Raw genomic sequence first — 22612 nt, 5'->3', positions numbered from 1 at the left:
TCCCTCCAAAATCTCTCTCTTATATTTTTGCATGCCGCTCAATAAAGCGGGTCATGCGGATCATCGCATCTTCTAATTGACTTTTCTTAATCACGTACGATATTCGGATATTTTTCGGTGCGCCAAAACCAGTACCCGGAATCACAGCCACTTGTTCTTCTTCTAGCAGAGCTGTTGAAAATTCTTCGACATCACTAAAACCACACATGTCAATCGCTTTTTCTACATTCGGGAACAAATAAAACGCTCCGTGCGGTTTAACACAAGTCATACCAGGCACACGTGTTAATAAATCGTATGTGTACGCTAATCTTTCGTTAAATGAGGCAACCATTTGAGTAATCTCTTCTTCTTCATGAGTATAGGCAGCTAACGCAGCATATTGACTAATTGTTGTCGGATTAGATGTTGAATGACTACACAGATTTGTCATCGCCTTAATGATTGTTTTCCGCCCGACCGCATAACCAATTCGCCACCCCGTCATCGCATGTGATTTTGACACACCATTGATGATCACGGTTTGTTTTTTTAGTTGTTCTGATAATGAGGCAATGGAAACATGTGGCTGGTCTGTATAGATCAACTTCTCATATATTTCATCTGATACAATGATAATATTATGTTTGATACAGACTTTGCCTAGGGCCATTAATTCGTCTCTTGTATACATCATTCCTGTTGGGTTACTCGGGGAATTAATAATAACCGCTCGTGTTTTTTCGGTGATGGCTTGTTCTAATTGTTCGGGCGTTAATTTAAACTGATTCGCCTCTTTACCTAAAACAAACACAGGTTCACCTTCAGCAAGCTTAATTTGTTCCGGATAACTGACCCAATAAGGAGCAGGTACGATGACTTCGTCACCAGGATTTAACAACACTTGAAATAAGGTATACAACGCATGTTTGGCACCAGTTGTCACAACGACTTGATCGGCGTCATAATCAATGCCTTGATCTTTTAACATTTTACGTGCAATCGCTTCTCTAAGTGGCAAAATACCACCCGATGGCGTGTAACGCGTTAAACCACTGCGCATGGCACGCTCTGCGGCTTCGATAATATATTCGGGCGTATTAAAGTCAGGTTCACCTGCGCCTAAACCAATCACATCATGTCCACTGTCTTTTAGTGCCTTCGCTTTTGCGGTAATTGCTAAAGTTGTGGAGGGCGTCAGTGTTTGTACACGTTTTGCTAATTGCATATAATCACCTTTCCTTAGTTCACATTATTTAAGGTTAAGCCACTTTCATATGTACCATCGGTTAATCGGTAATAATCATAACGAACTGTACCAGATGTTGTGGTTGAAACGATTTCAACAATCGGTACTTGCTGTCTTAAACCTACGTTCACACGAATCACTTTGTTGGTCGGTCTTTCAGACTTAAATGTTGCTATCATTGGCTGAAGTGGGTCATTAGATGCCACTGTGTAAGTGGTAATCGCGGCCGTTTCATCTGTTTGATTCACAAAGTAATAGGTGACACTTTCTTCATCACGTGTGTGAATCACATGATAAAAGACTTCCCCGTGATAACGAGTCACCTCTTCAATCGTTGATGGGTCATAAGCTTCTTTTACACGTGCGATCGATTGTTCAAACCCTTGGTCTTCATGATCGCGAATGACACCGTACAGATGAATGCTATAACCAACGCTGAATAAACCTATAAGTAATAAAATACTGACAACAATTTTAAAGTAATTAAGTTCGATAAATTGTGAAGATTGCTGTCTCATCGTCATCCTCATCTAGTGCTAAACCAAACATCAAATCATCATCCTTTAATGTCCGGTTCAAACTATCAACTATTTTATAGAGTTCTGGGTTGTTCTGTAACTTAACCGTTGATAATGTTTCTATTTTTTCATTACGCATTGTATCCCAACCTTTAGTTATTTTGTGTTTATGACAAGTAATGATAAACCTTGTTATATTATAGCAGGTTTTCTAAGGAAACATAATGCTTATCGAGGCTTTTTTAAGATTTCTCCATGTTTTTTACCTCTTTACTTGTCACTCAAGAATGTTTGAGCCATGTCTAACAATTCTGTCGTACGTCGATGAAAGACAGGTACTGACGGTAGCGATTCAATAAATGTTCGACCATAACTTTTCGTTACCAGGCGATCATCTGTCACGACAACGATACCTATATCTGTTTCATGACGAATTAATCTTCCAAAACCTTGTTTAAAGCGAATAACCGCATCAGGTAATGAATAGCAATAAAAACCTGATTGACCGTTGCTTTCTATTCGCTTCAATTTTGCTTCAATGACTGGCTGGCTCGGTGATTGAAACGGTAATCGAGCAATGACAACGCATTTCAAATCATCACCCGGGATATCTAACCCTTCCCAAAAGGCATGGGTTCCGAGCAATATAGCTTGGTCTGTTTGTTGGAAATGTTTCTTTAATTTTTCATGACTCCCGCTTGAGATTCCTTGAGCAATTAAGACGTAATCATCTTGAAACAGTTCTTCTAATAACGCATACGTCTCTTTTAACATGTGATAAGAATTAAATAAAATCAACATACGTCCTTTAGTTAGATCGGCTAAAGAAAAAACAAGTTCACTTAACGCCTCAATATAAGCGGTCGTTTCACGATTATCAAGACGCGGAAAATCATTTGGGACAAGGACTTGAACGTTGTCCTCAGTCGGATATAGTGCTGGAAAGCGATACGTATTGATTGGTTTTTCAATCCCTAATTGGTCTTGTAAATAATCAAAGCGATGATTCACCGTTAATGTCGCACTCGTTAAAATGACTGATCGCTCTTTAGTAAAGTAATAGCGATTCACAGTCTCACTAATATCGACTGGTTTTTTATAAAACCTGATCGGCTGTTGCTGATGAGTCAAATCCATTTCTAACCAATACACAGCATCTGTGGAATCCTCGATAAAAAATTGGTTGTACGGTGCCAAAAAGGCTGAAACAATCGGTGTGAGCTCTTCCCGAATCAACGGATGTGGGGTACGATAAACGTCTTTAAGTAGGTCGTCAAGCAACAATTTAAACCGTTCATACATTACCTTCATCGTTGCAAACGCAGCAGCTGACGGGTCAATCGTAACCATCTTCTTTGATCGTTCCGCTGTCATGTGATGGGTCATAAACTGACGGGCGTAATCAATGAAACATTGATAATCATATTTTATATCTTCAATAGCGGCTTTCATCTTGCTATCTAACACATCAAATGTCTTTAAACGATGCACCACTTGATTTAAAAAGGCATGAATCGCTTGAGAGTGAAACATTAACCCTTCTTCTTGCTCAATCACTTCTGGTAAGTGATGCGCCTCATCAATAATCAGTCGATTGAGAGGCATGTTATCTTGCAGAATCAATTGATGCATAAGCGCATGGTTAACGATAACGATATCTGCTACTTCGATTTGGGCTAGTTTATGTTCATAATAACTAAAGGCTTGTATTTCATCTGTATCAAAGCGGTGAGAAAATTGATGAAACAATTGATACCCACTCCGAGGTAATTGAATTTCATCAACATCACCCGTTTCTGTTTTCGTTAACCAAATAAGGACAATCGCTTTTGTTAAAGTAAAGTCATAGTGGTCATTATCCGTTTTCACAATCCACTCACTAAAACGTTTTAAACTTACATATTGATTTTTCCCTTTTAACACTTCAATCTGACACGTTTCAGAGAGATGAGCCAATATTTTGGGTACTTCTTCATGTAGCACCTGTTTTTGAAGCTGCTTTAAATAGGTACTTATAAACACTTTCTCCTTTGATGTTTTAGCAAAGTAGATAGCCGCAAGGAGATAACTCATCGTTTTACCTATTCCTGTTCCCGCTTCTATCAACGCCGATGATTGCGTCACAAAGGCATGATAAATCGCTTCACTCATTTCGCGTTGACCGAGACGAAGTGGTACATTAAACGCCGTCTCAAATGTATCTAGCCAGTCACCAAACGATTGCGTTATCGGTTCAGATCGATTCGGTTTGATGTCAGTGACACGTTTAATCGCTAAACCATAATGATAATCATATGGATCCTCTGTCTCTTTAATTAGATCCGCTTGCGGTTTATTAAGGCTGTCATGAATGATTGGAATCACATCACTTTTCAACTTCTCAGCTAACGGCAACAATTTCTTTAAGGTCGTCTTTGGTAATTGCGTTAACTCACTTAATAACACCTTTAATAATTCGGTTGTCACATAGGCATCTGATAGGGCTCGATGGGGATCATCATGGGTCAGTGCTAAAAATTGAGCCAGTTGATTCAACTTAAATCCTGGAGCTTTTGGCAACATCATGCGACTTAGTTCGACCGTATCCAATGTTTTGACGTTAAGTTTTTCAAGACCAACACGGGCAAATTCTTGATTTAAAAAACCTAAGTCAAACGGCACATTATGCGCAACAAAATAAGCTTCATCAAATAAATGATGAATATCATTCGCTACTTCTTCGAATGTCGGTTGATCCATCACCATCGCATTATTAATACCCGTTAAATGTTCGATAAACCGAGAAATATGTCTATGCGGATTAATAAGGGTTTGATACGTTTTGACAATCTGTTGATCGCGATAGATGACAATCCCGATTTCAATGATTCGATCTTGTTTTTGGTTTCCTGTTGTTTCTAAATCGACAACCGCAAATGTCGTCATCTCGCTCACCTTCAATCATAGTTTTCACGTGACACTCATGTTTACTCAATAATGGTGCGTGGGGCTTCTTGGTCAATCATCTCTTTAATCGTATTGTCTTCATTTAAAATGGCAACTTTAGGTGTAAATGTCGTTAAGTCTTCTTCTGATACGAGCGCATAACTAACGATAATCACAATATCCCCTGGTTGAACCAATCGACTTGCAGCCCCGTTTAAACAAATGACACCACTGTGTCTCTTACCAGGAATGACATACGTTTCAAGGCGTGCACCATTATTATTGTTGACTATTTGGACTTTCTCATGGGGTAGCAAATCAATCGCTTCCATAAGCGCTTGATCAATCGTGATGCTACCCACATAATTTAAGTTAGCTTCCGTGACACGGGCGCGGTGTAACTTACCTTTCATTAGCGTACGAAACATAATGATCGATCCCTTCTTTGATGTGGATGTCATGTTTTTTTTGTGTCATGCATTCATTGATTGTTAGCTTGATTGTTTTTAAGCATCAAGCTTCATGTCAATAATGACGTTATCAATTAATCTCGCTTTTTCAAACTTAACCGCACAGGCGAGAATCACCTGTCCTTTTAATGATGTTAAGGCTTCTAATTGAGGATAACTCAACAGTTCAATATAATCAATCTCAGCGTGACGACTTTGATTGATAACAGCCTGAACATGTGACAGAATGATCTGTTGATTCCGTTCACCGTTAGTGATCATTGTCCTTGCCTCACTAAGCGCTTGATAAATCAGCGGGGCTTCAAGACGTTCGTCAGCACTGAGATGAACATTACGGCTACTTTTCGCTAATCCATCAGGTTCCCTGACGGTTGGGATCTGTCGTAAGATGATATTAAAATTAAAGTCTTGAATTAATAAATCAACGACAGCCACTTGTTGGGCATCTTTTAAACCGAAATAGACACGGGTTGGCTCAACGAGATGAAATAATTTAGTTAACACCGTCAGTACACCACCGAAGTGTCCGGGTCTCGTGCGGTCACAGAGGACCCCCATGCGTTTCGTTAAAGTCATCGTCACCCCTATTTCCAATGGGTACATCTCACGTGCATGTGGCATAAATAAAACATCGACATCCTGTGCGGCGCAGATGTTTGTGTCATGGGCCTCACTCCGAGGGTACGCCTCTAAATCATGTGGGTCATTAAACTGGAGGGGATTAACAAACACGCTAACCACAACCACGTCATTTTCTTCTCTCGCATAGTCAATTAATGTCGTATGCCCCTCATGTAAATACCCCATCGTTGGCACAAAGCCAATCGTCTGATTAGCGTCTTGTTTTCCTTTCACATAGCGCTTCAAGTCATCAATCGTGTAGATCATTTCCATCGGACTCATTCCTCCTCTAACGACACACCTTCATTTAACTGATAGGTATGTTTTTCCTCAGGAAACTGTGTCTGTTTAACCTCTCTCACAAAGGTACTAAGCGCTTGATTAATGGTCAGATTTAAATCTGCGTAAGGTTTCACAAATCTCGCTAAGCGACTCGTCCCATACTGCAACAAGTCATGATAAACAAGAACTTGACCATCACAGCTTAAACTTGCGCCAATACCGATCGTCGGAATTGTTAACGCTGACGTAATTTTATCAGCTAGCGGGGCTGGAATACCTTCTAATACACACATGACAGCGCCGTGTTGTTCGACCTTTTTTGCGTCTTCTATCAACTTTTCGGCTGATTGCTTGTCTTTTCCTTGAACTTTAAAGCCGCCCATCACATGGACTGATTGCGGGGTCAGTCCGAGATGACTCACGACCGGAATCCCTGCTTCAGTTAAACGTTTCGTTAACGTTAACACCATCTCACTTGCACCTTCTAATTTTAACGCTTGTGCTTGTGATGCTTGAAACAGTTTTTTGGCATTCATTAATCCGTCTTCAACTGAAATATGGTAACTCATAAAGGGCATATCCACGACAATAAAGGTCTCTTTTGCCCCGCGTCTAACCGCTTTCGCATGATGAACCATATCACTAAGCGTAACATCGGTTGTTGAGTCATACCCTAGCATCACCATGCCTAATGAATCCCCCACTAAAATTAAGTCTGCGCCTGATTGTTCAACCATTTTTGCTGACGGATAATCATAAGCGGTAATCATCACAGCCTTCTCTCGGTTTTGTTTCATCTGATAAAAATCAAGAATCGTTTTCATGTGTGACCTCCTTCAAACCAGTGAATGTCTGCTGAATACAATCGATCGGTTTGATCTCCATTTTTAATAAGCAACGCCCCGGTCTCATGAATGCCAACAAAGACGCCACTTTTTTCTTTGTCACCCAATCGGTAAGTTAATGTCTCACCTCGCCTGAAAGCGTGCTGTTCCCATTCATCTTTAATCGAATCAAACCCGTCCGTTAATAGGGTGCGGTATAAGGTTTCAAAATGTTTTAAGAAGTCTTGAATAAAATAACGCCGCTTAAAGCGTTCATCCGTTTCAATCATGAGTGATGTCACCGTATCACGGAGGTCTTCTGGAAACTCATCCAGCCGTTGATTAATATTTACACCTACACCAATCACCATATAATGAATTTGGTCTTGTTCTGCTTGCATCTCCGTTAAAATACCGGCAAGTTTTTTACCATTTATTAAGATATCATTCGGCCATTTAATTTTGGGTTCAAGTGTTGTTTTTTGTTTAATCGTGCGCACCAAGCTCACCGCTGTTAGTAAGGTGATTTTTTGGGCTTCAACGGGCGATAGCTCTGGCCTTAAAATAAAACTAAACCATGCCCCGTTTTTATTTTCCGAACTGAACGCCCGGTGTAGCCTTCCTCGTCCCTTCGTTTGTGAATCAGCGACAACTAGATAGCCATCCGGCTTATTTTCTCTAGCCCGGGTGTGCGCTAAATCTTGTGTCGATGTTAATTGGTCGTGGTATTCTAACATCTGACCGAGCACATCGGTATCTAGCCCCCAAAATAACGTGTTTTCACTTACCTTATCCGGCATATCAATTAATCGGTAGCCTTTATTTGGAACAGCTTTAAAATGATAACCATCTTCCTCTAAATGTTTCATCTGCTTCCAGACCGCTGTCCTTGAAATACCGAGTTGGTCAGATAACCATTGTCCTGACACATACGTATGCATATTTTGTGCTAATAATTGAATGATTTTTTCTCGATTGGATAGGACCATATGACCCACTCCTTTAGTTGTTCTCGTTGATTTGGTAGTTCACCGGTAATAATCTTCTCTTCAAGTTGGTCAAGTATATGACCAATCCATCTGCCGCGTTTACGCTCAGGAAATAATTGCATCACATCATTGCCTGAGAGGGCTATGTCTTGTTTTGAATGAATGGGTAACTGTTGATGTATTTTTGTTAAGTCCTCTAATGATAGCGTCTCATCGAAGAGACGATCAGCTAAATCGGTAAAGCGATGATACAGCTGAGGAGTTAAATGATAGGCGATCAACGGTAAGGGTTGCTGACTTTGATAACACGTAAGCGATGTATAAAGCATGTTAGCCTCCCGCTTTTGAACATTGGATAACCGGTAAGCCTCATAAACAGACTTTAACGCGGTATTTTGATGACGAAAACCGATATAGACCAGCGCATCTATGAGACTGTGAAAGGCTCTTTTCACACGCTTTAAATCATCCATCACTGTTGTAAACTCTTTGAAAAAGGGTAAACGCAAGAGTAACTGTTCTGTTTCCTCAAGCATCAGCGCCTCATGTAAATATACTCCTTGAAAAAACTTATCCAATTCGACGTGAATCCGTTCAATAGAGACATGATCAATCAAGGCAAGCGACTCTGTGAGCGCTGTTTTAGTTTTCTGTTCAATCGCAAAGCCAAGTTGGCTACTAAAGCGAATCGCTCGCAACATTCTTAAGGGATCTTCATTAAAGCGTGCAGCAGGATTACCAACTGCCCGAATCCGTTTATGATTAATATCCACTTGCCCACCAAAGGGATCAATAAGCGCATCCATTTGCGTAAGAGCAATCGCATTCATAGTAAAGTCACGACGAGCTAGATCTTTTGTGACATCCGTGACAAAGTTAACCTTATCAGGATGACGTCGATCACTATACGTCGTTTCTTCACGTAGCGTTGTGACTTCAAATGATGTGTGATCATGACGAACGATCACGGTACCATGTTCAATACCTACTGGTATAACCTGACTAAAGAGCGCTGAGACATCTTCAGGTCGTGCACTTGTCGCAATATCAATATCATTAATCGGTCGTCCTAATAAGTAATCGCGCACAGAACCTCCAACGATATAAGCCTCATAACCTGCTTCAATTAAGCGTGTTAAAATCGGCTCGGCTGGTTTGAAAACATCCATTTGTTAACCCCTTCTCTTTCAGTCGTTACCATGATTTTAACATAACCTTTCGAATTTTTGAATGTTAACAGCATAAATATCCTTGTTAACATTAAAAACACCCATCTGTTAAGATGAGTGTTTTAAATATATTAATAATGACTTACATGATGATCGTTTTAGTTACCTGCCTTACGCATCAATGACATCGCGCCAATGAAAAAACCCTGCTTCTAGCGCACGAATCATCACTTCAGCACCCGCAAGATTAGTGACGAGAGGAATTTGATAAACATCACATAATCGCATTAAGGCGCTAATATCTGGCTCATGTGGTTGAGCCGTTAATGGATCTTTAAAGAATATTACTAAATCCATTTCATTCTCTGAAATTTTCGCTCCGATTTGTTGGTCACCACCAAGTGGCCCTGAATTAAACCGGTGCACATCTAAGCCAGTAGCTTCAGCAATTCGCTGTCCTGTTGTTCCTGTCGCAAATAAAGCATGCTCCTTAAGGATATGTTTATAAGAGATCGCAAAATTAATCATGTCATCTTTCTTTTCATCGTGTGCAATCAATGCAATTTTCATCTGTCTTATCCCCCTAACATTAGTCCATCATTAAATGTTCAAGCCCGTATACTAAATAATCTAACTTAACAACGCGATCAATCGCAAATTTAATCCCAGACATAAATGATTCGCGGTGGAATGAGTCGTGTTTAAGCGTGAAGTTCTCACCTGGTCCACCGAAAATAACTTCTTGATGAGCGACTAGTCCTGGTAGTCTCACACTATGAATCCGCATGCCATCAAAATCCGCCCCACGCGCACCATCAATGGTCTCATGTTCATCTGGGTGGCCTTGTGACTTTTGTTTCCGCGTATCCTGAATAAGCTCGGCTGTTTTTACGGCCGTCCCAGACGGGGCATCAAGTTTTTGATCATGGTGCTTTTCAATGATTTCAACATCTGGAAAGTACTTTGCTGCTTGTTTAGCAAACTGCATCATTAACACCGCACCCATCGCAAAGTTAGGCGCAATGACAGCACCGACTTCTCGTTCTTTACTTAGTTGGGTCAGTTCCTCAAGTTCTTCTGCTGTAAACCCTGTCGTACCAACAACCGGTCTCACGTCATGTAATAGCGCAGCTTTTGCGTGTTTAAACCCTACCTTTGGCGACGTTAAATCAATCAGTACATCTGCTTCAACTTCATCTAAACATTGATTGATATCATCATAAAAGATCGCATCAAAGTCTGGTAACCCTTCAATTTCTTTTACTTTCATACCTTTATGGTGTAAATCTACACACCCAACAAGGCAAAGATCTTGATGTTTTTTTATCATTCTTAAGGCTTCACTGCCCATTTTACCGCTCGCTCCAGCGACGACAACGTTAATTTTTGCCACATGAATCACTCCTTCTTTTTTGTAAATCGGTTTTTATCGCGTGTTTCAATTTTAGTCATGGCTTGATCAAACGCTTTTGCTGCATCAATATCAAGACTATTGGCAAAGGATAACAGGACGAAAAAGATATCACCGAGTTCATCTTCCACTGTATTGGCCGCCTCAGATGCTTTTTTCTTCTTAGGTCCATACATATGATTGACTTCTCTCGCTAATTCGCCAAGTTCTTCAGTAAAGCGCAACATCATCACTTCTGGACTAAAATAACCTTCTTCAAATTGTCGAATAAAACGGTCCACTCGTGTCTGCATCTTTTGGACATCGTATGTAACATGTTGATCACGGTCTGACATATCTCGTTCTCCTCTCTAGTCTAGCTAATTTTTCAGAAAACAGCAAATTTAATGACAAAGCTATCATCATTGTACAAAAAAAGACAACCATTTTCAATGAAGAAAACCGTTGTCTTTTGTTTAGCGCCTAACGACTCGACGCAAGTGGTTTATTTTTTTGTGCTTCATCAAATAATAAACGAGAAAGACACTCACTAAACTGAGCCAAAACGTAAAATAAGCAATCGCTGGCGTAAAGTCTGATAGCGAGCGGTAAGAGGGCATCATGCCGTAAACATAATCAATAAAGTCATTATGCAATGTCCAAATTAAGACGATGATTAAATGTTTTGTCTTAAACTGATAAAACGGTAAGTATAAGAGACCTTGAACGGCCATAGCACCATGAGAAAAGATTAACATGTAGCCCGCAGGTGATAAATCACCGGTTGTCAAAAGCATCAATACATTCATCACAACCGCCCAAACACCGTATTTAAACAAGGTCACAACCGCTAATGCTTCAACAAGTGGCCATGATTTTTTTAGTAGCAGCGCCCACAGAAAAATGGTAAAAAACAAACTTGCCGTCGGGGAGTCAGGCACAAACAATAAAAAGCGCGCCGGTGTTTGTGCGAGTTGCGGACCGTACCAAATATAGCCATAAATCGTCCCGAAAAAGTTGATGATCAGTAGTACAATTAAAAACAAACGTTGCTTTAACAAAGTGTAAAAATAGGTTACCACAGTTTATTCCTCACTTTTTATTTAACGGATGGGAATCCATTAGAGTATGTTGTTCTTCCGTTAAATAATGGGTTAATTGCTCAGACAACACGTGAAACTGTTCCAAATCTCCTTCATCCAAGCAGCGATCAATTTCTTTTCTTAGCCATACTTCATAACCGACAGATAACGTCTGATTAAGTAATGCATCGATGGTTTGTTTATCTGATTCATTCAAATAATAGTCATCCGGTATATACGGATTTTCTTCCAACACTCGGTGATAATCCAAACTTCTTTTCACGCCAAGAAAGCTTAGTTCAATGTAGAGTGGTTCATCCTTATTTAACCGCATATCATGAAACGCTTTATCGACCTCGGTTGTGACAAGATGATTTTTATAAAATTTAAACGCCGGTTTTTTTGCCCCTTCGGCTGATATTAATATACCACGCGGTGCATACTGGACATCATAAACAAAATGCACGTGGTTTAACAGATGTTCTTCACGCATTAAATAATGCAACAAATAAATACAATCGCGTTGTTTCACTTGATGTCTATTTAAAAACCAGTGAAGACACGCTTTTTTCTCCTGCATTGAAACAGTCACTTTATCACCTTCTTTATTAAAGGTTTTTTTCCATCGTCTTACAACGATGAATCACTTAGTCGTTCCAAATAATTTTCAATTTCATAATCTGTCACATCAAATGATAAATATCGTTCAAATAGGATTTTTGCCTCAGCATGTTTGCCTTCCTCAACGAGGAAGAACCCGTACGCTTTTAAGAAATCAAGATCATCTTTGAAATCCGGATAGGCTTTTTGATACGCTTCAAGCGCATGGTCAAAGTTTTCTGTTTCTTCATATGCTTTCGCAAGCTCCCAAAGATAATAACCATCTTCTTCACCTTGGTCTAATATATGCGTGATCAGTTCAATAATCGCTTCATCATCGCCATCTTCTCGGTAATTTTCAATTAAAAATAACACCGCTTCTTTATAACCAACATCAACGGCTACCGATTCTCTAGCATATTGATAACTGTTTTCTTTTTCGCCATTTCGACGAGCTAACCCAGCTGTTGTAAGCAATAACTCTTTATTCAGCGGTAAAAAGTCCAGACCACGCTTAGCAATGGCATACGCTTCTTTTATCAATCCTTCTTCTTCATAAATGTCAGCTAATTGTGGATAGACCGATGGATATTCTGGTTCTAAATCTATCAACGTTTCCCAGGCTTTGATTGCAATATCATTTCGATGCGCTTGACTAGCGACAAAACCGTATCTGAATAACGTTTCCTCATCTTCATGATCGAATTGGTTATAATGTTCTAAAGCTGATTCGAACTCTCCAACTTGCGCATAACACTCAGCTAATCGGCTATCGATCGCGACTTCTGCGATTGTGTCTTTCTCTTGTTTAACTTTTTGATAAGGCGGAATGGCTTTTTGATACTCCCCATTAGAAAAGGCAAGCTCTGCCCGAGCAAAATCAATCAAAATTTCATTGGGTGCCAATTGTTTGGCCGTTAAGAGTTTATGTTCAGCCACTTCAAATAACCCTTGTGTTTGATAGAGATCTGCTTGTGTGAGTAAACTCTCTAAGTAATGCGGATCGTTCGCATCAATTTGATTAAGCAATGTTAACGCTGCTTCATCATCTTCTAAATCAATATAAATTTCACTCAAGACCAGTTTAATTTCCGTCTCTTCTGGATATTTTGTGTAAAGTCGCTCTAAAATATCCTTCGCTTCTGGTAATAATCCGAGTTGAATATATAAATCACTAATGACGAATTGCTCATCGTCATTTGCTTCCGGTAAAAAATCTGAAAGAATGTGTAAGGCTTCTTCGTTTTGATTTTGTTCAATAAGTTGAATCGCTTGATAGATCTCTTCCACTTGTCAACGCCCCTTTATTTTCTCCTGTTTAAATAGGATAAAAAATCGAATAGTACTATCATACAAAAAATCGGAGCGAAGTTCAATAAAAACGCCAAGCTAGTTAGATGACTAGCTTGGCGTGACTCTATTTTACTTGTCGTTTGTTAGCGCAGTTAAATGGTCAAAGAAAGAAGGATAAGACACGTTAATGGCTTCCTTATCTGTCAGAGTTGTCTCACCAGTCGCAATAAGTGAAGCAATCGCAATCATCATGCCAATCCGGTGGTCACCATGAGAATCAGCCGTCGCACCCGTCAGTGTTTGGCTACCTTCAATGATCATGCCGTCTGGTGTCGGCTGAACGTGACAGCCAAATAGACGCAACGTATGGACGACACTATCAATCCGGTCTGTTTCTTTAAACCGAAGTTCTTCTGCATCTTTGATCACCGTTTGACCTTCGGCCTGTGAGGCTAAGAGAGCGAGAATAGGAATTTCATCAATCATTCGCGGGATAATATCCCCTTCGATAACCGCTCCCTTAGGCGTCTGGTAGGACACCGTCACATCTCCAATAATCTCACCGCCGATGTTTGTCGTTTCTTTAATATCAAGCGTGGCCCCCATTAACTTAATTGCATCAAGAATGCCTGTCCGTGTCGGATTTAATCCAACATCTTTTACTGTAATTTTGCTCCCTTTGACAATTAAAGCAGCCACAATAAAAAAGGCCGCGGAAGAAATGTCGCGTGGCACTTGAATCGTTGTCCCTTTTAGCGTTTGTTTACCTTCAATATGAATAGCTAAGCCATCCACTGTCACCTCGGCCCCAAATGCTTGTAACATATTCTCTGTATGATCGCGCGTTTTTGTTGACTCAACGACCGTCGTTGTCCCATTTGCTAACAGTCCCGCAAGAAGGACACCCGACTTGACTTGAGCACTTTTTACTTCAGGCTTAAAAGTAATCGCCGATAACGCCTGTCCACGCACCGCAAGTGGTAAATACTTACCTTCTTCCCGGCCATCAATGTTTGCGCCCATTTCACGCAATGGAATCGTCACTCGGTCCATCGGTCGCTTCGTTAACGATTGATCACCAAATAAGGTTGTATGAAAAGGTAACCCACTTAAAACCCCTAACAACAACCGAGCGGTTGTACCGGAATTACCTAAATCAATTGGCTGCGTTGGTTCCTTAAAGTGTTTGTAACCTTCACTATCAATTTCTACATGCTCATCATGTTGGGTAATCTGTACACCCATCGATTCAAAAGCTTTAATCGTCGTTAAACAATCATCACCCGTTAAAAAATTCGTAATCTCCGTCTTACCTTGTGCAAGTGCCCCGAAAAAAACGGCGCGGTGGGAAATCGATTTATCTCCAGGCACAAAACATTTACCCTTCAGTGGTGTTGTCGTTGGTTGTAATGTGATCTCACTCAAAATTACCCCTCCTTTAGTCTTCTAACATCGTTTCATAGCCATGCTTAATGAGTAGGCGATGACTCGTTAACTGATCCTCTTTTGAAACAAAACTTAACCTTAGGACACCGGTGATGCCTTCTCTTACTTCTAGGATTTCAATATTTTTAATACTGATATCAGCTTCAGCTAATAAAGTAACCACGGTCTTTAACGCACCTGGCTGGTCAAAAATATCGACATAGACATCGTAGAAAGACATTAAAGCTCCGCGTCCTTTACGATCAAGTCCATCGCGGTATCTTTTAGCTTGATCAAGGTAATGATACATCGCTTCTGATTCATCTGATGCTAACATGCGATGCAGCTGTTTCATTTCTTCAATCCAATCTTTTAATAACCGTTTCATGACGTTTTTATTTTGAAACAAAATATCTTGCCACATTTTCGGATTACTTGAAGCAATACGGGTAATATCTCGAAACCCGCCTGCTGCGAGTGTCGGAATACTCGGATGCTTCTCTTGCCACTTCTCCGCTTGGTGAACCAAACTTGAAGCAATCAAATGCGGGAAGTGAGAAATAACCGATGTCATTTCATCGTGTTCTTCCCCGTCTAATTCGATAAACTTTGCTTTTGTTGAGCTGAGTAGCTCTTCAAGATACGTTATATCGTCAGCTGTTGCACTCGTTGTTTTTGTTAGCACGTAAATCGCATTTTCAAATAAATGTTCCTTCGCTGCCTCGACCCCCCGTTTATGCGAGCCGGCCATCGGGTGTCCGCCAACGAAATGAATCTGTGGGTTCGTTAATTGTTCCGCTTGTTTTAACACGGACTGTTTAACTGAACTAACATCTGTCACTAGTACAGGCTTTGTTAAAGGAATCTGATTTAAGTCATCAATTAATTGACACGTGACGGATACAGGACACGATAAAATGACCACATCGGCCGCTTGAACGGCCTCTTTAAACAGGGTGTAGGTTTCGTGCACGAGACCCTTTTCTTTCGCATACTGCAAGGTTTTCTGATCATGGTCATAACCTAATAACGTATGATTGGTATGTGACGTTAAATTTAGCGCCAACGACCCACCAATTAAACCAAGACCCGCTACTAATACCCGCGCCATTACATATCTTCCTTTTCATGTTCAGCTAAGAAAGTACGAATATGTGCTTGCATAGTATCCATATCCGCTTTTTCTCCTATCGTAATTCGCACACTATTTGGCATACCTAACGCTTCACCGGACCGAATAATGAACCCTTTACTGAGTAAGTAATCAAAGAGCGCATCACCTGAGACAGGTAACTTCACTAAGACAAAATTCGTTTCACTATCAAAGTAATCCAGCTCCATCTCATCTAAAAAGGCTATAAACGTCTGCTTGTTTTTATTCGTTTCACCGACAGTATGCTGAATAAAGTCTTGATCTCGATAAGCTTCCGTTGCCGCAAATTGTGCTAGCTTGGTCGTATTAAATGGTCCACGAGCAATGTTTAAAACGTTGGCGACACTTAAGTCACACACACCAAAACCTACCCGCAAACCTGCTAGACCATAGGCTTTAGAAAACGTACGAAGCACAATAAAGTTAGGGTACTGATTTAAGTAGCTTAAACTATCAGGCGCATCATCGCGGTCAATGTATTCATAGTACGCTTCATCCATCACGACAAGCACATCTTCTGGTACAGCTTCTAAAAAGCGTTCGAGCGATGGTTGATTAATGATACAACCCGTCGGGTTGTTGGGCGAACAGAGCCAGATGATGCGTGTATCGGTATCTATCGCATCTAACATCCCTTGTAAATCGTGGTAACCGTTTAATAGTGGGATTTCTTTTATGTCAGCTCCTTGAATCAGAGCATTATGCTTATATTGTGGGAACGTTGGTGTTGCCATAATCGTATTGGTGCCTTTTTCTAAATAAACACGACAAATAATATCAATCACTTCATCAGAACCACAACCAAACACGAGTTGGTCTAAATCAACTTGTAAATCTGAACTGATGACCTCACGCAACACTGTCGCATAACCATCCGGATAAATCTCAAAGTGATTCGCTGAGTCTTTCACAACTTGATCAACTTTTTTTGAGTAACCGAATGGATTTTCATTGGATGCTAATTTAACGATCCGATCTAAACCTAATTCTTTTTTGACTTCTTCTATTTGTTTCCCTGGTTTATAGGGTGACATGTGATTAAAGATTTGTTTATGTTTCATTATTTCCCCTCCGCATTTTCTACTAAGTCCGGTCTTAATGTCACAGCTTGTTCTTGATAGACATGGATGATTTCTTGTTGTGGTTGCTCCGTGTTGACTGATAACATCAACCTGATACAAAGTGGCAGGCCGTTAGGCACATTGATTTCTTTCATACACATCACCGGCACAAACATCCAACCTTCTTTTTCTCTAATGGGACGTGCCGGGAAAGCTTGATCAATATCATCTGTTACAGAGACGAACACATGGGCCACATCTTCCGGGTCAATAGCATTTTTTTCAATTAAAGCTTCAAGTAAAGCCGATGTTTTTTCATAAATTTCGGTCGAATTATTTTGACTCACTGTCGTTGCTCCGCGAATGCCTCTCATCATCTTATCACCATCTTCTCTAAAAAGGATTCTAACTGTTGACGTAGGGAAACGTCTTCCATATCAACGAGTATAGGTTCACCTAACGCTTTTAATAACACCATTTTAATCGTCGCATTCTTCGTTTTTTTATCACGTTTCATTCGTTCCATCAATCGATTCACACTAAGACGTGGTAAATTCAACGGATAATTATTACGCTTCATCCAGTCATAAAAGGCATCAACAGGTAGCGACACAGAAAAATGTTGTTCACTCAGTTCCATCGCAAATAACATACCGATCGCCACAGCTTCTCCGTGGGTCATCTTACCATAACCAAGTTCTGATTCAATCGCATGACCAAGCGTATGACCAAAGTTAAGAAACTGACGAATATTCGCCTCACGTTCATCCATTTCAACAATGTTCGCTTTCACATTAATCCCGTGGATTAAATCACGAATAAGTGTCGTCTCAGATAAAGATTCATCTAATGTCACTGATTTAATTTGATCCCAAAATGGTGGGGTGTGAATCATACTATGTTTAGCGATCTCCGCATACCCTGAGCGAATTTCTCGAAACGGAATTGTTTGCAGTGTTTCGACATCATAAATAACCGCCACAGGCGGGTAAAAAGCGCCGATGAGATTTTTACCAAGTGGATGATTAATCGCTACTTTGCCGCCGACACTTGAGTCATGAGCTAGGATGGTCGTTGGCATTTGAATGAAATCAACGCCTCGCAAATAGGTCGCGGCCACAAATCCAGCCAAATCGCCAATCATCCCACCACCTAAAGCAATGATGAGACCATCACGATCGACCCCTGCTTCAATCAACTGTGTCATTAAATCGAAATAAACCCGACTGCTTTTTGATTCTTCTCCGGCCGGGATAATGGAATAGGTTACATGGAATTGATCTTTAAGTGTATTGTATACGTCATCTAAATAAAGCGGTGCAACATTAGAATCGGTCATAATATAAACGGATGGATAGTCTTTATTGATGAAGGACTTCAGTTTAAACCGAAGTCCTTGATCAATCACGACAGGGTAATCGTGTGTACTCGTTTTAATCGATAATTGTTCCATTAGAAACACCGCACTTCTTCGCGGTAGTCATCAAAAGCTGTTTTTAATTTCTTGAATTGATCATGTGGGAACTGTTCCAAAATAGCTTTAGCGATCTCAAAAGCAACGACATGCTCCATCACAACAGCTGCCGCTGGAACCGCACAAGAATCTGACCGTTCGATACTGGCGTTGAAAACTTCTTTTGATTCGATATCAACCGATTGGAGTGGTTTATATAACGTTGGAATAGGTTTCATGACACCGCGGACAACAATTGGCATTCCTGAGGTCATACCGCCTTCAAAACCACCTAAATTATTCGTCCGTCGACTAAATCCAGTCGCTTCTGACCAAATGATTTCATCGTGCACCTTTGAGCCAGGTCGACGACTCGCTTCAAAGCCAATACCGAATTCCACACCTTTAAAGGCATTAATCGATTGTACCGCAAAAGCTAACCGAGCATCCAGCTTACGGTCGTAATGTACATAAGAACCAATACCGGCTGGTAATCCTTCAACGATAACTTCACAAATACCCCCAATGGAATCGCCATCTTTTTTCGCCTGGTCAATCGCATCACGTATTGGTTGTTCGACATCACGGTCTAATACACGGACATCGGATGCTTCTGATTTTTCGATTTTTTCATCGATTGTTAAGCTCGGTTGATCTTTCGCTGTAATACCGGCAATTTCATGCACATAACCGACAATTTTCACTCCGAGATGATTCAGCAAGGTTTTAGCGACCGCTCCTGCCGCAACGCGGGCGCCTGTTTCACGAGCAGATGAGCGTTCTAGTATATTACGCATATCACGGTGACCGTATTTAATTGCCCCATTTAAATCGGCATGACCTGGACGCGGACGTGTCACGGTACGTCTAATCGCTTGATCAAGATCTATCGGATCTTCCCCCATAATATCTTCCCAATGTTTAAAGTCGTCATTTTTTACGACCATCGCAATCGGTGAACCAAGTGTATAACCGTGGCGTACCCCACCACAAATATCAACAAGATCTTTTTCTATTTGCATCCGTTTACCACGGCCATAGCCTTTTTGTCGTCTTAGTAGTGATTCATTTATATTTTCTGTTGTGAGTGGCATCCCAGCTGGTAAACCTTCTACAATCGTCGTCAATTGTTTACCGTGGGATTCTCCTGCAGTTAAGTATCTCATAATCCGTCTCCCCCAAAAGTTATTTTTAAATTAATATAACATACCTTTAGACTGTTGTGTGTGATAAATTGATAGATTATTCTTTTTTTTCGCACTTTTAAACAGATGTAACAAAAATGGAGTAGCACACTACTCCATCGATTACTTCGGCATACTATTGACTTTTTGATAGAAAAAAGTATCAATCACTTTGAATTGATAGCGTTCTGGACTAAAAATCTGTTCCGTACTACCGACAAAGAAAACACCTTGATCTTTTAATGCATCAGAGAATTTATGATAGATGGCATGTTTCGCTTCTTCGGTGAAATAAATCATCACATTGCGACAGACGATTAAATCATAATTTTTCGGATACGGGTCTTCTAGTAAGTTATGTTTTTTGAACGTGATCGCCTTTTTCAGTGCAGGATCAATCCGGTAAACATTTTGATCAAAGCTAAAATAACGTTTTTTTAACGATTCTGGCACTTCTTTTAGGGCGCGTTCGGTATAAATACCTTCTCTTGCCCGCGCTAAAATTTTTTCATCTAAATCCGTCGCAAGAATGTCAACATGTTTTAAATCCATGTGTTGGCTAAGCAACATCGCCAGCGTATACGGTTCATCTCCCGATGAACAAGCCGCACTCCAGATTTTAAGTGTGTGATTCGGTTTTATCAGGGTGGGTAATATTTTTTTATCTAACACATCCCACCGTGCTTTATTACGGAAAAATTCCGATACATTGATCGTCATTTTATCGAGAAATTCATGCAACAGAGCGTCATCTTTCTTTAATACCGCATGATAGTCCATAAACGTTGTAAAACCTCTTTTGTCTCGTAAAGACGTTAACCGTCGTTTCATTTGTACTTCTTTATAAAGCTTTAAATCGATCCCTGTCTGTTTATAAATTGCTTCAACAAATGCTTTATAGTCTGACATATCTCTTCCTCTTTTCTCTCATTACCGCGTGCGTTTATAAAGGATGGTTGTATAATAGATCAGTTCACGTTGATCTATGTCGGTCGGTAACTGCCGCAGTTCAATCAGTGCGCGTTCAATAAACCGGTGGGCCAACTGTGTTGTTTGTCTTGGCCCATTTACAGCACTAGCCAATGTATAATAACCATTTTTCTGATCACTCGCGACTGGTTTACCAAGTGTGGCTGCTGTTGATGTATAGTCGAATATATCATCTTTTAGTTGATAAGCCATTCCGATATAATAACCACTTCGACGAAAATGCCTTAATGTGTCATTTGTATAGCCTGATAAATAACCTGCCAAGTACAAAATGCTTTCAACAAAGAGCGCGGTTTTATCTCGGATGACTTTCAAGTAGCGATACGTTGATACGTGGCAGTTGTAGCGGTTAGATTGTTGTTGTATTTCTCCGTGGACCATTTGATAAAACAGTCGACTAAACACGCGGTGAACTTCTCTATCCTCTATATCGGCAAGTGCAAGCAAACTTTGAGTGAAAATGGCATTTCCCATATGTAAAGCCGTATAAGGAGTGAACTTTTCATGTAACGTTTGTTGATGACGTCTCATATCTGCTTGGTCAATAATGTCATCATGAATTAAACTGGCCAGATGTATGCCTTCAATCGCGATCCCGATAGATAATAAATCCCGCTGTCGTGACGAATCTTTAGTTAAAGCGTGATAAAACAAGGTAAGACGGGTTTGTTTCCCACCTGAAGTCATTAAAGCACTGAGCGCATCATTGTGTGTGGAATCAAACATTGTAAAAAGAGACACCATTTCTATTTTGACTTGCTGCTTATATGTATCGAGCGTTTTAACGTCTGACAACGAAACTGGATGATGTGATCGGTGTCCTTCTGGTGTGTCATCACCTTGCCATAATAAGTGAAAATATTGAAGCGGTGCCGGTCTATTCTGTTGATTAGACACATTGGCTAGGTAAGTCGATTGAAGCACCTTTAATACCCGTTTTAACGTCCTGAGTGAATGGTGCTGAACCATATAGCGGTAAAAGAGACTACTATAATAATCTCCTTGAAGGACATTTTCCCTTAACACGCCATCTGTTACCTGATGACAGGTAAGACTACGCATGAGATAGAGTGTTGGTATCAGGCAATGTATCACAACTTCTTGGTCTACGGTCGCTCCTTCTATAGACAAAAGACACGTATCAATCAGACCTGTTTCATCTGTCGACAACATCCCATTCATTTTATGTGCCACTAATCGATGGAGATCACGTTTGAACTGTTCGTCCACTTGTAATATCTCCATAACCCGACTTAATTTCGGCATGTCCTTTGACCTTAATTGCTGATGTATGTTCGGTAAATTGTACAACAAGTACTTCTCCTTCATCTAACTTCTCTGAGTGATGAAATTTCGTTGATTGCCCTCGGGTCAAACCGATGACTTGAACACCATTTTCTAATGCTTTAATGATCATGTAATCTGGTTGCATGTTGGTCACCCTTTCATTTTAGATGTAAAAAGAGGATGCAGAAAGCTGCATCCTCTAAGTAGCCCTATGTAACATTATTTTACGATATCTTTAAGGGCTTTACCTGGTTTAAAAGCAGGTACTTTGCTTGCTGGGATTTCAATCTCAGCACCAGTTTGTGGGTTGCGGCCTTTACGAGCTGCACGATCACGCACTTCAAAGTTACCAAAACCAATTAATTGTACTTTTTCACCATCTTTAAGTGAATCCATGATTGATTCAAAAACTGCATCAACAGCTTTAGTTGCGTCTTTTTTAGAAAGTTCGCTTTTTTCAGCTACAGCATTAATTAGATCTGTCTTGTTCATGATATTCACCTCCTCCCGCATTTAAATTCATGAAGCATGAGAATTTAAATGGTGTTTAATCCATTCGTTCACAAGTTTCTGCAATTCTATACTTCTGTCACAAATAAATCGGTGACAAGCCTTATAATATACGACTTTTACCATAAATTCAACAAAAATCGAAAGAAAGAATGAAA

General features: G+C 40.3%; 25 protein-coding genes. All 25 read right to left on the bottom strand.

Annotated elements, in window-relative coordinates; translation table 11 throughout:
- Positions 1-19: 19 nt before the first annotated feature.
- The 25 genes from BM390_RS08420 to hbs all read right to left on the bottom strand — a co-directional run bounded on the left by BM390_RS08420 (position 20) and on the right by hbs (position 22436).
- Positions 20-1207, bottom strand: a complete 1188-nt coding sequence (locus BM390_RS08420) for a pyridoxal phosphate-dependent aminotransferase (RefSeq protein ID WP_089854298.1) — start codon at positions 1205-1207, stop codon at positions 20-22.
- A gap of 14 nt (positions 1208-1221) precedes the next feature.
- Complete coding sequence (locus BM390_RS08415; RefSeq protein ID WP_062319347.1) at positions 1222-1746, bottom strand: hypothetical protein; 525 nt, start codon at positions 1744-1746, stop codon at positions 1222-1224.
- Positions 1712-1885 (bottom strand): YpmA family protein, encoded by a 174-nt coding sequence (locus BM390_RS08410; protein ID WP_082394364.1) that lies wholly within the window; start codon positions 1883-1885, stop codon positions 1712-1714. The genes BM390_RS08415 and BM390_RS08410 overlap by 35 nt, the downstream gene beginning before the upstream one ends.
- Positions 1886-2016: 131 nt before the next feature.
- The gene (gene dinG, locus BM390_RS08405) at positions 2017-4671 is read right to left on the bottom strand and encodes an ATP-dependent DNA helicase DinG (RefSeq protein WP_089854295.1); all 2655 of its coding nucleotides are present in this window, start codon (positions 4669-4671) and stop codon (positions 2017-2019) included.
- A gap of 41 nt (positions 4672-4712) precedes the next feature.
- On the bottom strand, positions 4713-5099 hold the full coding sequence (gene panD / locus BM390_RS08400; protein WP_062319341.1) for an aspartate 1-decarboxylase: 387 nt from the start codon (positions 5097-5099) through the stop codon (positions 4713-4715).
- Between the two features lie 78 nt (positions 5100-5177).
- Positions 5178-6035, bottom strand: coding sequence for a pantoate--beta-alanine ligase (panC, locus tag BM390_RS08395; protein WP_089854292.1), 858 nt, complete (start codon positions 6033-6035; stop codon positions 5178-5180).
- 5 nt (positions 6036-6040) lie between these two features.
- Positions 6041-6868, bottom strand: coding sequence for a 3-methyl-2-oxobutanoate hydroxymethyltransferase (panB, locus tag BM390_RS08390; protein ID WP_062319339.1), 828 nt, complete (start codon positions 6866-6868; stop codon positions 6041-6043).
- On the bottom strand, positions 6865-7857 hold the full coding sequence (locus BM390_RS08385) for a biotin--[acetyl-CoA-carboxylase] ligase (RefSeq protein ID WP_089854289.1): 993 nt from the start codon (positions 7855-7857) through the stop codon (positions 6865-6867). Before BM390_RS08385 ends, panB begins: the two co-directional genes overlap by 4 nt.
- Positions 7818-9026, bottom strand: a complete 1209-nt coding sequence (locus tag BM390_RS08380; protein WP_062319332.1) for a CCA tRNA nucleotidyltransferase — start codon at positions 9024-9026, stop codon at positions 7818-7820. Before BM390_RS08380 ends, BM390_RS08385 begins: the two co-directional genes overlap by 40 nt.
- Before the next feature lie 171 nt (positions 9027-9197).
- Positions 9198-9596, bottom strand: a complete 399-nt coding sequence (mgsA, locus tag BM390_RS08375) for a methylglyoxal synthase (protein WP_062319330.1) — start codon at positions 9594-9596, stop codon at positions 9198-9200.
- A 19-nt stretch (positions 9597-9615) separates the two neighbouring features.
- Positions 9616-10419: a 4-hydroxy-tetrahydrodipicolinate reductase gene (dapB, locus tag BM390_RS08370; RefSeq protein WP_062319328.1), complete on the bottom strand. Its 804-nt coding sequence runs from the start codon at positions 10417-10419 to the stop codon at positions 9616-9618.
- 5 nt (positions 10420-10424) lie between these two features.
- Positions 10425-10772, bottom strand: a complete 348-nt coding sequence (locus BM390_RS08365; RefSeq protein ID WP_062319326.1) for a nucleotide pyrophosphohydrolase — start codon at positions 10770-10772, stop codon at positions 10425-10427.
- Between the two features lie 120 nt (positions 10773-10892).
- Positions 10893-11498: a lipoprotein heptaprenylglyceryl N-acetyltransferase LhaT gene (gene lhaT, locus BM390_RS08360; RefSeq protein WP_062319322.1), complete on the bottom strand. Its 606-nt coding sequence runs from the start codon at positions 11496-11498 to the stop codon at positions 10893-10895.
- A gap of 10 nt (positions 11499-11508) precedes the next feature.
- Positions 11509-12090, bottom strand: a complete 582-nt coding sequence (locus BM390_RS08355; RefSeq protein ID WP_062319320.1) for a ReoY family proteolytic degradation factor — start codon at positions 12088-12090, stop codon at positions 11509-11511.
- A 38-nt stretch (positions 12091-12128) separates the two neighbouring features.
- Positions 12129-13388 carry a tetratricopeptide repeat protein gene (locus tag BM390_RS08350; RefSeq protein ID WP_062319318.1) on the bottom strand — a complete coding sequence of 420 codons (1260 nt, stop codon included), beginning with the start codon at positions 13386-13388 and terminating at the stop codon, positions 12129-12131.
- 132 nt (positions 13389-13520) lie between these two features.
- A complete protein-coding gene (aroA, locus tag BM390_RS08345) occupies positions 13521-14816 on the bottom strand; it encodes a 3-phosphoshikimate 1-carboxyvinyltransferase (RefSeq protein WP_062319316.1) in 1296 nt (431 codons plus the stop codon).
- A 13-nt stretch (positions 14817-14829) separates the two neighbouring features.
- Complete coding sequence (locus BM390_RS08340) at positions 14830-15927, bottom strand: prephenate dehydrogenase (protein WP_089854286.1); 1098 nt, start codon at positions 15925-15927, stop codon at positions 14830-14832.
- On the bottom strand, positions 15927-17030 hold the full coding sequence (gene hisC, locus BM390_RS08335) for a histidinol-phosphate transaminase (RefSeq protein ID WP_062319315.1): 1104 nt from the start codon (positions 17028-17030) through the stop codon (positions 15927-15929). Before hisC ends, BM390_RS08340 begins: the two co-directional genes overlap by 1 nt.
- Positions 17030-17407 carry a chorismate mutase gene (gene aroH / locus BM390_RS08330; RefSeq protein WP_089854283.1) on the bottom strand — a complete coding sequence of 126 codons (378 nt, stop codon included), beginning with the start codon at positions 17405-17407 and terminating at the stop codon, positions 17030-17032. The genes hisC and aroH overlap by 1 nt, the downstream gene beginning before the upstream one ends.
- Positions 17404-18483 carry a 3-dehydroquinate synthase gene (gene aroB, locus BM390_RS08325; protein ID WP_062319313.1) on the bottom strand — a complete coding sequence of 360 codons (1080 nt, stop codon included), beginning with the start codon at positions 18481-18483 and terminating at the stop codon, positions 17404-17406. Before aroB ends, aroH begins: the two co-directional genes overlap by 4 nt.
- Positions 18483-19649, bottom strand: coding sequence for a chorismate synthase (aroC, locus tag BM390_RS08320; protein WP_062319311.1), 1167 nt, complete (start codon positions 19647-19649; stop codon positions 18483-18485). Before aroC ends, aroB begins: the two co-directional genes overlap by 1 nt.
- A gap of 141 nt (positions 19650-19790) precedes the next feature.
- The gene (locus BM390_RS08315) at positions 19791-20576 is read right to left on the bottom strand and encodes a CheR family methyltransferase (RefSeq protein ID WP_089854279.1); all 786 of its coding nucleotides are present in this window, start codon (positions 20574-20576) and stop codon (positions 19791-19793) included.
- Between the two features lie 21 nt (positions 20577-20597).
- Complete coding sequence (locus tag BM390_RS08310; RefSeq protein ID WP_062319309.1) at positions 20598-21887, bottom strand: polyprenyl synthetase family protein; 1290 nt, start codon at positions 21885-21887, stop codon at positions 20598-20600.
- On the bottom strand, positions 21865-22089 hold the full coding sequence (gene mtrB / locus BM390_RS08305; RefSeq protein ID WP_062319307.1) for a trp RNA-binding attenuation protein MtrB: 225 nt from the start codon (positions 22087-22089) through the stop codon (positions 21865-21867). Before mtrB ends, BM390_RS08310 begins: the two co-directional genes overlap by 23 nt.
- Before the next feature lie 74 nt (positions 22090-22163).
- Positions 22164-22436 (bottom strand): non-specific DNA-binding protein Hbs, encoded by a 273-nt coding sequence (gene hbs / locus BM390_RS08300; RefSeq protein ID WP_062319305.1) that lies wholly within the window; start codon positions 22434-22436, stop codon positions 22164-22166.
- Between the last annotated feature and the right edge of the window lie 176 nt (positions 22437-22612).

Source organism: Halolactibacillus miurensis (assembly GCF_900116255.1).
Lineage (GTDB): Bacteria > Bacillota > Bacilli > Bacillales > Amphibacillaceae > Halolactibacillus > Halolactibacillus miurensis.
The sequence above is the reverse complement of the archived record's forward strand: the minus strand, read 5'-3'. Positions and strand labels throughout refer to the sequence as shown.